General features: G+C 72.7%; 8 protein-coding genes. 4 read left to right on the forward strand and 4 right to left on the reverse strand.

Annotated features, from left to right (window positions below; translation table 11 throughout):
• The first annotated feature begins 19 nt into the window (after positions 1-19).
• The 3 genes from A6F73_RS00745 to A6F73_RS00755 all read left to right on the forward strand — a co-directional run bounded on the left by A6F73_RS00745 (position 20) and on the right by A6F73_RS00755 (position 3,469).
• Positions 20-616, forward strand: a complete 597-nt coding sequence (locus A6F73_RS00745; protein WP_063345942.1) for a hypothetical protein — start codon at positions 20-22, stop codon at positions 614-616.
• Positions 617-1,106: 490 nt separating this feature from the next.
• The gene (locus A6F73_RS00750; protein WP_063345943.1) at positions 1,107-2,654 is read left to right on the forward strand and encodes a Na+/H+ antiporter; all 1,548 of its coding nucleotides are present in this window, start codon (positions 1,107-1,109) and stop codon (positions 2,652-2,654) included.
• Positions 2,655-2,764: 110 nt separating this feature from the next.
• A complete protein-coding gene (locus A6F73_RS00755) occupies positions 2,765-3,469 on the forward strand; it encodes a hypothetical protein (protein WP_063345944.1) in 705 nt (234 codons plus the stop codon).
• Positions 3,470-3,503: 34 nt separating this feature from the next.
• On the opposite strand, the gene A6F73_RS00760 is transcribed toward A6F73_RS00755, so the two are convergent.
• From A6F73_RS00760 to A6F73_RS00775, 4 genes are all read right to left on the reverse strand, one after another.
• Positions 3,504-3,875, reverse strand: a complete 372-nt coding sequence (locus A6F73_RS00760; protein WP_063345945.1) for a nuclear transport factor 2 family protein — start codon at positions 3,873-3,875, stop codon at positions 3,504-3,506.
• A 55-nt stretch (positions 3,876-3,930) separates the two neighbouring features.
• A complete protein-coding gene (car, locus tag A6F73_RS00765) occupies positions 3,931-7,371 on the reverse strand; it encodes a carboxylic acid reductase (protein WP_063345946.1) in 3,441 nt (1,146 codons plus the stop codon).
• A 138-nt stretch (positions 7,372-7,509) separates the two neighbouring features.
• On the reverse strand, positions 7,510-8,706 hold the full coding sequence (locus tag A6F73_RS00770) for a cytochrome P450 (RefSeq protein WP_063345947.1): 1,197 nt from the start codon (positions 8,704-8,706) through the stop codon (positions 7,510-7,512).
• A gap of 30 nt (positions 8,707-8,736) precedes the next feature.
• Complete coding sequence (locus A6F73_RS00775; RefSeq protein ID WP_244293243.1) at positions 8,737-9,570, reverse strand: SDR family oxidoreductase; 834 nt, start codon at positions 9,568-9,570, stop codon at positions 8,737-8,739.
• Positions 9,571-9,867: 297 nt separating this feature from the next.
• Here A6F73_RS00775 and A6F73_RS00780 point away from each other — a divergent pair, with 297 nt between their 5' ends.
• A complete protein-coding gene (locus A6F73_RS00780) occupies positions 9,868-10,956 on the forward strand; it encodes an NADH:flavin oxidoreductase (RefSeq protein ID WP_063345949.1) in 1,089 nt (362 codons plus the stop codon).
• The last annotated feature ends 26 nt before the right edge of the window (positions 10,957-10,982 follow it).

Below are 10,982 nucleotides of genomic sequence, written 5' to 3' on the forward strand. Positions count from 1 at the left end.
CTGCGAAAGCGAGTCCACCATGCCCGAACCGCACCCTCGACGCTCCCGGGCCCGACGCCCGCTGAACGTCCTCGGCACGGCGGCCGCCGTCGGCGCCCTGCTGTTCACCGCCTCCCCCGCCGCCCTGGCCGCCCCCACGTCGGCCACCGCACTCGCCGCGGACCCGGAGAGCGAGTACCCCTGCGACCCCGGCCTCTACCGCATCAACACCGCCGGGGCCGACCGGCCGCTGACCGTCGCCCTCTCCTCCGGGAACCACGGCTCGGTCATCCAGTACTTCTGGGGCGACGAGTCGAACCAGAAGTGGCAGGTCTGTCGCAAGCACGCCTCCGACGGCCGCGAGCTGGTGTACTTCCGCGACAGCTGGCGCGGTTGGTGCATGGTCGTCGACCGCTGGGGAAAGGACGACGGCAACTGGATCATCACGGTCGGCTGCGGCGACGTCGTCCCCGAGAACCAGGCGTTCTGGATGGCGAAGGTTCCGGGCAGCAACCGCTTCGCCCTCCAGAACGTGAACTCCGGCAAGTGGGTCGCCGCCCAGAACCACAGCGACGGCCTGGGCTACCAGATCGTCCAGGACAGCCGACCGGACCTGTTCTACCTACAGGCCGTCTGACCGCACGGCACACCACGAGGAACGCCCGTCGTGCCAGGCCGGACAGCCCCGGCCGGGCACGGCGGGTCCGGGGCGCCGATCCGCCGGCCCCGGGGCACACGTCCAAAAATACCGGGTGGGGTATCCTGAAAGAACTGGCCGCCCCATCCGGGGGTGCGACGTGAGGAGTAGCGCGATGTGTCGACGAACCACCTGCCGGACGTGTGGCAAGGCAAGCTACGCGGGGTGCGGCATGCACGTCGAGCAGGTGCTCGCCGGGGTGCCCAAGTCCGGCCGCTGCGCCTGCGACCGGACGAAGGGCAAGGGCGGCGGCTTCCTGGCGAGGCTGCTCGGGCGCCGCTGAGGCACGACCGGCCGGGCACCCTGCCGTCCCGCGCAAACGACCCGATAAGATGACTGGCGGTGTGCCGGGAAGTCTGGTCGGCTCGGGGGACGACTGCAGCGCTCGGGCGGCGGCGACCCCGATCGTCGTGATGGGTCGTTTCCGCAAATGCGCGCCGTGGGGATCGTTCTGGTTCTGGTGGTTCTGGCCACGAGCGTGGCCACCTTCGCCCAGCGGTTGCGGGTGCCCGCGCCCTCCCTGCTGGTCCTGGTCGGCCTCGCGGTCGCGATGGTCCCGGGCGTGCCCGCGCTGCACGTACCGCCGCAGGCCATCGCCCTGGTGGTGCTCCCGCCCCTGCTCTACTCCTCCGCCGAGGAACTGTCGCTGCGTGATCTGCGCACGGTGTGGCGCCCGGTGACGATCCTCTCCTTCGGCCTGGTCTTCGCCTCCGCCGCCGCCGTGGGCTTCGTCGCCGTCGCCGTCGCCGGGCTCCCGCCCGCGATGGCGTTCGTGCTGGGGGCCGTCCTGTCCAGCACCGACCCGGTGGCCGTCACCGCGCTCGGCCGCCGGCTGGCGCTGCCGGGGCGCGTCCAGGTGCTGGTGCAGGCCGAGAGCCTGTTCAACGACGCCACCTCGCTGGTGCTGTTCAAGGTCGCCGTCGGCGTCGCCGTGGCCGTGGGCGGCACGGTGGACCTGCCGGCGGCGGGCGGCGAGCTCCTGCTGCTCGGCGGGGGCGGCAGCCTGGTCGGCGCCGCCGTGGCCGGCCTGGTGTGGCTGATCCGGCGCCGCACCGCCGACCCCGTCCTGGAGACGGTGATAGCCCTGGTCACCCCGTACGCGGCGTACGTGCTCGCGGAGTCCGCGCACACCTCCGGGGTGACCTCGGTCGTGGTCGCCGGCGTCCTGCTCGGACGCTCCGGCCACCGCCTCACCGACGCCCGCATCCGGCTCCAACTGCACGCCGTCTCCGCGGTGGTGGTGTTCCTGCTGGAGAGCGTCGTGTTCAGCATCGTCGGCCTGCAACTGCCCGCCCTGGTCCGGGACCTGCCGGCCGGCACCGGCTGGTGGCCGCTCCAGGCGCTCGCGCTGGCGGCCGTGCTGATCGCCGTCCGCGTGCTGTGGACGCTGCCGCTGACCCGCGGGGTCAAGCCCTCCCGCGGCCGGCTGTCCTGGCGGGTCGCCGGGGTCGTCACCTGGGCCGGCACCCGGGGCGTCATGCCGCTGGCGGCGGCCCTGTCCATCCCGCTGCTCACCGCGGACGGCAACCGGATCCCCGGGCGCCCGCTCGTCCTGGTGCTGACCACGGCGGTGGTCGTCCTCACCCTGGTCGTGCAGGGCCTGACCCTCGCCGCCGTGGTCCACCGCTCCGGGCTCGCCCTGGAGCCCGAGCACACCGCCCGCGAGGAGGACGACGCCCGCGACGCCCTCAACCGCGCCGCCCTCGACCACGTAGACCACCTCGCCGCCCTGGAGGTCATGCCCGACACCGCGATCGACCGGGTCCGGCGCGGCCTCGCCGCCCGCCTCGACCGCACCCCCGAGACCCCCGACGGCACCACCGCCGACGCCGCCTACCGTCAACTCCGGCGCGAGGTCATCACCGTGCAGAACGCCCGGCTGCACCGCCTCTACGAGGAACACCTCATCAGCGACACCACCCTGCGCCGCCTCCAGCGCGACCTCGACCTGGAGCAGGCCGGACTCGGGCGGGTCTGACCGGCCTGACCCGGCCGGCCGTGACGGCTTGCGGCCCCCGGTCTTCCGCACCCCCGCACCGCAGGTCAGACTGTCGCGAGCAGTCCGACGCAGCACCGAACGGGGGCCACATGGCACAGGGCAGGAAGAAGCAGAAGAGACCACTGAGCGCGGCGGCCGCCGCCGCCCAGCGGCCGAAGAGCGCCAAGCGGAAGCCCCGGAAGGACACGCCGCTCGCGCCCCGCACCATCCGCCGGGCGGCCGTCCTGGTCGCGGTGCTCGCCCCGCTGCTGCTCGTCGGCCTGATGGCGCTCGCCGTGGACCCGGACTACTCCGCCCTGTTCACGGTCATCGCCGTGCTGGTGCTCATCTCCTCCCTGGGCGGGCTGATGATGGTCCGGGCCGCCGGCTGGGTGCTCTGGCCCGGCGTCCTGCTGGGGATCCTGCTGCTGGCCCTGCCACCCACCACCATCCGGGCGGAGGTGCTCGCGCACCGCGGGGAGCGGACCGAGGTCGTCGTCACCGAGGCCCACAGCTCGAAGGACCGCAGCGGCCGGATCAGCTGGTCCTGCGCGATCCGCCGCGCGGACGGGAAGCCGCTGCCGCACCCCGAGTTCCAGGGCTCGGGCTGCTCCGGGTCCTCCTCCGCCGGCACCACCACCACCGTCCTCGTCGACCCCGACGGCTGGGCCCCGCCGGCCGGCACGGACCTGGACCTCGCCTTCCTGCACGGCGGCGTCTACGCCCTGGGCGGCCTCAGCCTGCTCTGGGTCCTGCTCGTCACCGCCGCCGCCCGCCGCAGCCTCCGGGAGTCCCGCGCCGCAGCGCCCGCCTGACGGTTCAGGTTCAGGAAGGCGGGCGGTCGGTCCGTCAGGCCGTGTTGCTCTGCGGCACGGTGTAGAGGAATTCCTCGATCCGGTCGATCAGGCCGCCCTCGAACCGGAAGTACACGACGGTCGGGACCTCCTGGACGACCCCGTCGGCCGACAGCAGGTGGATGACGTGCTGCTGGAGCACCTCGTCCGGCTTCTCGAACTGGCGGAGGACCTCGAACCGCAGGGACTCGACGCCGGCGGCGAAGGCCTTGAAGTGCACGAGCCGCTCGTCGATCGCCTGCTCGTCCTTGCCGTCGTTCTGCCACACCGTGGCCTTCTCGGTGCACAGCGCCCGGAAGCCGGCGAAGTCGTTCGCCTCCAGCCGCCGCAGACCCGAGATGACCGTCTCGCCGATGCTCTGTGCCATGCCGAACTCCTGTGTCCGTCGGGTCGAATGCGGGGATGGTGGCGCGGTGCTGCGGTCAGTGGGGAAGCAGGCCGAGGTGGCGCAGGTCGGTGACGTACTTGCGGACGAGGGCCGCCGACAGGTGCGGGATGTCCTGGTCGGCGCCGACCTTGGCGGCCCGCACGGCAGCCCGGAACCCGGCGGCGGGGATCGCCGACCCGGAGACGGCCTCCCCGGGCCGCGCGAAGGCGCGCAGCAGGGGCAGCAGTGAGTGCTGGCGCTGCTTCTCCGGCAGGGCGCGCAGCGCGGTGGTGATCCGGGCGAGCCAGTCGTCGTAGTCGTCGACCCGCCGGATCGGGTGGCCGGCCTCGATGAGCCAGTCGACGAAGGTGTCCAGGCAGACGCCGTCGTCGTGCGGGTTCAGCGCGTTGAAGGTCCGGTAGCCCTCGGTGGCCCGCGCGCCCAGCGCGGTGACGGCCTCGGCGGTGAAGTCGACCGGCAGGCCGTCGTAGTGGGCGCGCCCGCCGCCCCGGTAGAAGGAGCCCGGGGCGATGCCGGTGGCGAGCAGGCTGAGCAGCAGGCGGGTGAACACGTCGGGCACGTTCAGCTGCCCCCGGTACCTGCCGTGCGCGAGGATCATGTCCGACCGCAGGGTGACGACCGGCAGTCCGCACAGGTCGTGGGCCTCGCGGAGCAGCACCTCGCCGGCCCATTTGCTGGTCGCGTAGCCGTGCGCGTACCCGTCGGATCCGGGCGCGGATCCGCCGCCGGAGCCCCGGGCGAGGTGCCGCACCGGGCTGGTGGCGCGGATGTCGCCGTCCTCGTCGAGGGCCGCGGCCGCGGCGCCGGCCACCACGGCGACGGTGGACACGTAGGTGACGGGCTTGAGCCGGGTGGTGAGTGCCAGCCGGATCAGTTCGGCCGTACCGACGACGTTGGGCCCGAACAGCTGGTCGTAGGACAGCACGTGGTTGACCAGGGCGGCCGGGTGGACGATCAGGTCCACGGTGTCGGCCAGCCGCTGCCAGGTGTCCTCGGCCAGGCCCAGCCGCTGCTCGCCGATGTCGCCCGCCAGCACCTCCAGCGTCCCGTCGGCCAACTCCCGGTACCGCCGGAGCAGTTCGTCGTCGCCGCTGTCGAAGGCGGCCTCCAGCCGCTTCGCCGCGACGGCGGCGTCGGCGCCGCGGACCACGCAGACCAGCCTGCCGCCCGCGGGCGCCAGCCGTTCCAGCCACTCCAGGCACAGGAAGCGGCCGAGGTAGCCGGTGGCCCCGGTGAGCAGGACGGTGCGGACGGCGCCGTCGGGGCGGGGCAGCGTCGGGGCGGCGGCGAGCGTCGCCGCGTCGAGGAACCTGTCCAGGGTGAGGTCGCCGGCGCGGGCCTCGGCGGCGTGCTCGCCGTGGACGGAGGCGGCGGTGGGCCGCGCGGCGCCGGAGCGGCGCCGCTCCTCGATGTAACCCGCCACCCGCGCCAGGTCGTTGGCCGGGCTGATCACCACCCCGACCGGGACCTCGACCCGGAAGATCTCCGTCATGAGGGCGGCGAAGGACAGCGCGGACAGCGAGTCCCCGCCCAGGTCGGTGAAGTGCGCGTCGGCGCTCAACTCGGCGCCCGCGCAGCCCAGCAGCGCCTGGGCGGCCCGGCCGACCGTGTCCAGCACCGGCTGGTCGGGCCCGGCCCGGCGCAGCTCGCGCAGCCGCTGCTCCTGCCCGTCGGCGAGTTCGGTGTAGAGCCGTTCCAGGGCCTCGCCGTAGCGCTCCCGGAGCCGGGGGCGCAGCGGTTTGTGGCTGTCGGCGAGCAGGCCGTTCGCGGCGCTGAAGGGTTCGGTCTCGATCAGGATGTCGCGCGGGATCTCGTAGGAGTTGAGTTCGGCCTCCTTGGCGATCCGCTGGAGCGACTCGATGAGCAGCGGTTTGAGCGACTCGGTGTCCCCGCCGGCCCTGGCCAGCGCGTCCGGGGCGGGGACGACCACGGCGAGCGGGTAGGCGCGCTCGCTGTTGCCGTACACGAAGACCTGCCGGATCAGCGGGCTGGCGACGAAGGCGGTCTCCAGGCGGGAGACGGCCACGAACTCGCCCTGGGAGAGCTTCAGGACGTCCTTGGTGCGACCGACGTAGACGAGCCGGTCCGGCCCGGTCTCGGCCATGATGTCGCCGGTCCGGTAGTAGCCGTCCGCGTCGAAGATCTCGGCGGTGAGTTCGGGCCGCTTGTAGTAGCCGGGGATGGCGGTGGCGGTCTTGAGCAGCAGTTCCCCGCGCGGGTGCGGCGTGTCGGTCCGGAAGTAGCCGAGTTCCGGGACGTCGACCAGCTTGTAGTCGATGACCGGCGGGCGCTGCACCACCGAGTCGAGCAGCACCCCGCCGGCCTCGGTGGAGCCGTAGCCGGTGTACAGGTGGAAGCCCAGGCAGGACTCGACGAAGGCCGCCACCTCGGCGGAGAGCGGGGCGGTGCCGCAGAAGGCCTTGGTGACGCGCCCGCCCAGGACGTTCTCCCGCAGGTCGGTCTTGACCGCCGTGTCGATGTCGCCGGGTTCGCCGGAGCGCCGGTCCAGTTCGCTGCGGTACCGCTGGAAGAGCAGGTCGCAGATGCGCGGGACCATGGTCAGCTCGGTGGGGCGGACCAGGGCGATGTCGTCGAGCAGGGTGGACAGGTCGCTCCTGGCGGTGAAGTGGCCGACGCCGCCCCGGGAGAGCGAGCCCATCAGCGCCCAGTGGCCGGCGAGGTGGCTCTGCGGCATGTAGTGGACGCTGACCGGGGGCGCGTCCTCCGCACCGTAGCTGAAGCCGTTCCACGCGGTGCGGACCAGCCGCTGGGGGTACACCGCCCCCTTCGGCGTCCCGGTGCTGCCGGAGGTGTAGATGAGCAGCGCCAACGGGTCGTCACCCGGGGCGGCGACGAACAGGGGCGCGGGCGGCAGGCCGGCTCCGGCCTCGATCACGGCGGCCAGCGGGTCGACGGCCACCGGGCGGCCGGCCCCGGCCAGGCGCCGCCGGGCGGATGCGAGGGCGTCGCGCTGCTCGGCGACGTCGGGGCGGTAGTCGAACACGATCACGCGCCGGATCGAGGGCGCCCCGAGGACGGCTTCGACGGCGGTGTCCAGCCGCTCGATGCTCGCCGCGAGGGCGCGCGGTTCGGTCTCCGCGACGATCGGCGCCAGCTGGGACAGCGGCGCGCTGGACTGCAACGGCACGACCACCACGCCCGCGTGGAGGCACGCGAGGTCGAGCGTGGCGTAGTCGGTGCTGGTGAAGCCCAGGATGCAGAGCCGGTCGCCGGCGCTCAGCGGGTGGTCCGGGTGGTGGTGCCACTCGGTGGCTACGGCGCGTACCCGGGCCCACAGTTCGCGGTAGCTGACGGTCTCGAAGCCGGGCAGCAGGCGCCCGGTCACGGGCTCCCGGGTGCGTTCGCCGAGGGCGGGCCGGTCGCCGTAGCCCTCCATGATGGCCGCCATGGCCTCGGCGAGTCCCTTGTCCGGATCACGCACGGCCGCGGTGATCGCCTCCAGTGGTTCGGCCATGCTGAGCCCTCCCTTAGCGTCCGGCTGATGTCCAGCGTCCGGTTGATGTCGACGTGCGAACTGGGGCCGGCCGGAGCCGTCGCCCGCCCGTCGGGCCCGGGCGGCGGTTCCGGCCGGCGGTTCCGGCCGGCGGGCGTCTCACCAGGCGACCGGCAGCGCGTCCGCTCCGCGGATGAGGCGTTCCGTCCGCCAGGTCACCTGGTCGGCCGGCACGGCGAGGTGCAGGCCGGGCAGTCGGCGCACCAGGGAGTCCAGGACGACGCGCAGTTCCATCCTGGCCAGCGCCGCGCCGAGGCAGTGGTGGATGCCGTGCCCGAAGGTGACGTGCGGGATGGTCCCCCGGTGGAAGTCGATCTCCTCGGGGCGGTCGAACACCTCCGGATCCCGGTTGGCGAGCGAGAACTCGGTGACCACCGCGTCGCCGGCGCGGACGGTCTGCCCGCCCAGTTCCACGTCCTCGGTGGCGATCCGGGTGAAGCCGGCGGTGGCGCTGATCGGGATGATCCGGGAGAGCTCCTCGACCGCGTCGGGGATCAGGCCGGGATCGGCGACGAGCTCGTGCCAGAGCTCGGGCCTGGTCAGCAGCGTGTAGACGAAGTTGCCGATCTGGTTGGCGGTGGCCTCCTGGCCGGCGGACAGCAGGCTGACCCCGAGGCTGACCAACTCCTCCTCGGTGAGCCGGTTCTCCTCGTCCTCCACGGCGACCAGTTCGCCGAGCAGGTCGCTGGTGGGCTCGACGCGGCGCTCGGCGACCAGGCCGCCGAGGTAGTCGTTGAGGTGCCCGCGGTCCCGTGCGGAGCGGGCCGGGTCGGAGAGCATCAGCAGGCCGTCCACCCAGGCGTTGAACCGGTCACGGTCCTCGACGGGCACGCCGAGCAGTTCGCAGATCATCGTGATCGGCAGCGGCCAGGTCAGCATCTGGGTCAGGTCGGCGGGCGAGCCCGTGGCGATCATGGTGTCGAGCAGTTCGTCGACGATCTGCTGGGCGCGCGGGCGCATCGCCTCGACCCGGCGCACGGTGAAGGGATTGGCGACCCTGCGCCGCAGCCGGCTGTGCTCCGGCGGGTCCATGCTCAGCATCGAGGTGCGGGGCAGGCCGGCCGAGACGATCCGGGGCACGTCCTCGCCGGCGGCGGCGGCCCGGCTGAACCGGGGGTCGGCCAGCACCGTCCTGACGTCGGCGTGGCGGCTGACCAGCCAGGCGTCGCCGCCGTAGGGCAGGCTCACCCGCAGCACCGGCTGCTCGCCGCAGGCCTCGGCCAGCTTCGGGTCCACGTCGAGCTGTTCGGCCGGACCGAACGGATAGGCCCGCGGCCCTTCTTCTGTCGCGGTCATCGTGTCAGTCCTTCCAGTCCTGGCGGGCGGTCACAGGGACGCGCTCTTGCCGCCGTCGATGACGAGGTTGCTGCCGGTGATCCACGAGGCGCGCCGGGAGACCAGGAAGCCGACCGCCTCGGCGATGTCCTCGGTCTGACCGATCCGCCCGAGCGGGACCTCGTCGGCCCAGTCCCCCTCGGATTCCATGCCGAGATAGTCGACGATCTTGTCGCGTGCCTCATCCGCCCCAGGAGTCATCACGTTTCCCGGGGAGATCGCGACGACCCGGATTCCGTCCGGCGCCAACTCGACCGCGAGGCCCTTGCTGTACACCTCCAGCGCGGATTTCGCGGCGGCGTAGTGCAGGATCATCGGGTAGGAGGAAATGGTCGCGATGGAGGAGAGGTGCACGATGACCCCGCCGCCGGCCGCGCGCATGGCCGGCACGAGTGCGGCATTGAGCCGGACGGCGGCCAGGAAATTGATGTCGACCGTGTACTGCCAGTCGTTCTCGATTTCCAGCGCGGCCTGGAAGGCCCGGCAGCCGCCCGCGTTGTTGACCACGATGTCCACCCCGCCGAGGGAGTCCAGCGCGGCGTCGGCGAACGCCCGCACCCCGTCCTTCGAGCTGAGGTCGGCCCGGATGAACTTGGCCGCGGACGGGGTGTGTTCGGTGGGGTTGCGGGCGGAGGTGACGACGGTGGCGCCGGCGTCGAGCAGGTGCTGCACGATCGCGGCGCCGATGCCCCGGCTGCCGCCGGTGACGACGGCCCGTTTGCCGTCCAAGTCGTGGGAAATCTGCGCGGTAAGGCGACTCTCGCTCACCCTGGGTTCCGCCACCTTTCGTTCCTGGAAATTCATTTCCGCGGCACTGGTCGGCAAGGGAATCAATTCTCCAGTTGCGACCCAGAAGGCGACGCGGAACCACCTGCACCACTATCCGTGATCTCCCGGACACGGTCAACATGATTGTGTCGATGCCCTGCATCGCCTGAGGCAATGCAGGGCGGACGACGGCACCCGCTGGACGCCGCGATCAACAGGGTCGATAATCGTGCGTTACCCATGTGCAGCCGCCCAGACCGTTTTCCGCACGACCCGGCGGCGATTCGCCGGAGCGGCGGAGAGGGCGCACACGGAATGTTCACACCATGAGTGCCGAGAACTCGGGAGAAAAGCATGTCCAGCTTGGACGAGCCGTTCGTCGTGGGTGATCTGACGGTCCCCAACCGCATCGTGATGGCCCCGATGACCAGGATGCAGTCCCCCGGCGGCGTGCCGGGCGAGGAGGTGGCCGAGTACTACGCCCGCCGGGCCGCCCACCAGGTCGGACTGATCATCACCGAGGGCACCTACGTCGACCGCGCCGCCGCCCGCGCGTACGACCACGTGCCCCACTTCCACGGCGAACAGGCGCTGGCCGGCTGGGCCCGCGTGGTGCAGCGGGTGCACGAGGCCGGCGGCCGGATCATCCCGCAGCTGTGGCACACCGGGGTCGTGCGCACCGGGACGGAGCCGCCCGCCGAAGGCCCGTCCGGGATCGGCCTGGACGGCGCCCCGGCCGGGCGGGCCATGACCCAGCAGGACGTCGACGACACGGTGGCCGCCTTCGCCGAGGCCGCGGCGACCGCCGAGCGGCTCGGGTTCGACGGCATCGAACTGCACGGCGCGCACGGCTACCTGATCGACGACTTCCTGTGGAGCGGCACCAACCGGCGCACCGACCGCTACGGCGGCGACCCGGCCTCCCGCGCCCGCTTCGGCGCCGAGATCGTGCAGGCCGTCCGCGCGGTCGTCAGCCCGGGCTTCCCGGTCTTCTTCCGGTTCTCCCAGTGGAAGGTCGGCAACTACGGGGCCCGCATCGCGCAGAGCCCGGCCGAGCTGGAGCAGCTGCTGACCCCGCTGGCCGACGCCGGGGTCGACGCGTTCCACGGCTCCACCCGGCGCTACTGGCAGCCCGAGTTCGACGGCAGCGACCTCAACCTGGCCGGCTGGGCGCGCAAGCTCACCGGCAAGGCCGCCGTGACGGTCGGCTCGGTCGGCCTGGACCAGCAGTACGGCGAGGGCGAGTTCGCCCAGGGCTACACCAGCCAGGCCGGCGTGACCGGCATCGACGAACTGCTGGCCCGCCTCAAGCGCGACGAGTTCGACCTCGTCGCCGTCGGCCGCACCCTGCTCGCCAACCCGGACTGGGCCGCCAAGGCGCTGCGCGGCAACCTCGCCCGGACCGTCCCGTACGACCCGGCGGTGCTCACCAGCCTGGCCTGACAGCGCCGTTCGGCGAACGGGCGCCC

The sequence above is a fragment of the Streptomyces sp. MJM8645 genome, assembly GCF_001625365.1.
In the GTDB taxonomy this organism is placed as follows: Bacteria; Actinomycetota; Actinomycetes; order Streptomycetales; family Streptomycetaceae; genus Kitasatospora.

Excerpts from the sequence above, each read along its gene's own strand:
- A6F73_RS00745 (WP_063345942.1), top strand. The coding sequence starts at position 20 with ATGCCCGAACCGCACCCTCGACGCTCCCGGGCCCGACGCCCGCTGAAC.
- A6F73_RS00750 (WP_063345943.1), top strand. The coding sequence starts at position 1,107 with ATGCGCGCCGTGGGGATCGTTCTGGTTCTGGTGGTTCTGGCCACGAGC.
- A6F73_RS00755 (WP_063345944.1), top strand. The coding sequence starts at position 2,765 with ATGGCACAGGGCAGGAAGAAGCAGAAGAGACCACTGAGCGCGGCGGCC.
- A6F73_RS00760 (WP_063345945.1), bottom strand. The coding sequence starts at position 3,875 with ATGGCACAGAGCATCGGCGAGACGGTCATCTCGGGTCTGCGGCGGCTG.
- car (WP_063345946.1), bottom strand. The coding sequence starts at position 7,371 with ATGGCCGAACCACTGGAGGCGATCACCGCGGCCGTGCGTGATCCGGAC.
- A6F73_RS00770 (WP_063345947.1), bottom strand. The coding sequence starts at position 8,706 with ATGACCGCGACAGAAGAAGGGCCGCGGGCCTATCCGTTCGGTCCGGCC.
- A6F73_RS00780 (WP_063345949.1), top strand. The coding sequence starts at position 9,868 with ATGTCCAGCTTGGACGAGCCGTTCGTCGTGGGTGATCTGACGGTCCCC.